1 pseudogene is annotated in these 1,087 nt (G+C 32.8%); it reads left to right on the top strand.

Going from position 1 to position 1,087, the window contains the following annotated elements:
• Positions 1-162: 162 nt before the first annotated feature.
• A pseudogene (locus EP747_RS23885) lies at positions 163-979 on the top strand (tyrosine-type recombinase/integrase).
• Positions 980-1,087 lie beyond the last annotated feature (108 nt).

Genomic DNA, 1,087 nt, shown 5'->3' with positions numbered 1-1,087 from the left:
ATTCCATACGCCCTTAGTGAATTCTTCTATATTCTTATATAACTAAACTGCCATTTAGTAAAATAATATTTGATCCTATTTCTAGTTTTAACCCTCCTATTTTAATCATGAATTTCGTCAATAATGCCTGGTAAAACACCAACTAATGGAGGGGATTTATTAATGTTATTATCTAATGCATGGAAAAGTTACTATAATGATAAGTTAATTGAAGGATACTCATCAACTACACTAAAAGCATATAGAATACAGGCAACACTCTTAATTAAACATTTCGATGATATTGAGATTGCTCAAATCACTACTGATGCTTTGAAAGAGTATCTTGTATTTGTTGGGGAAAAATTAAAACCTGCAAGTTTAGCACATCGAGTTCGTTTTATAAAATCCCTTTTCCGTTGGGCTCATGAAGAGGGTGAAATTCAAAGTAACCCTTCCTCAAAGCTTAAAGAACCAAAAGCTGGAACCAGAATTCCTTGAACTCCTTCGTGAAGCCTGCAATACTCCAAGAGAACATGCAATAATTGAGTTTATGTATTCATCAGGATGCCGTATCGGCGAAATTGTCTTAATAAATAAAAATGATATAAATTGGACGAATCACTCGGTAATAGTACGAGGAAAAGGTGATAAAGAAAGAGAAGTATACTTCAATATTCGAGCTGTAATTTGGTTATTTAGATACTTAAACGAACGACATGATGAAGATCCTGCATTATTTGTAACCGAAAGAGCTCCCCGTCGGTTAAGTATTGCTCAAACGCGCCATATAATTAAGGAGGTTTCTTTACATGCAGAGTATAACAAAAAGATTTCACCTCACCAATTAAGGCATAGTTACGCAACTCATTTAATGGATAACGGAGCTCCAATTGAAGTAATCCAAAGTTTATTAGGTCACGAAAAAAGTGAAACAACACGAATATATGCGAAACTAAGTGGAAAGCAACGTCAAGATCAATATTGTAAATACTTTTAAAAAAGGACCCGTAACGGTCCTTTTAATAATCGTTCATATAAAGCTAATGCATGCGTAAGTTGAATAAAAAATACTATTTTTAAGCTAAATTAATAAATCTAAAATAAT

This window comes from Gottfriedia acidiceleris (assembly GCF_004138285.1).
GTDB classification, from domain to species: Bacteria; Bacillota; Bacilli; order Bacillales; family Bacillaceae_G; genus Gottfriedia; species Gottfriedia acidiceleris_A.
Note: the sequence above shows the minus strand (reverse complement) of the source record. Positions and strands in the feature narration are given on the sequence as shown.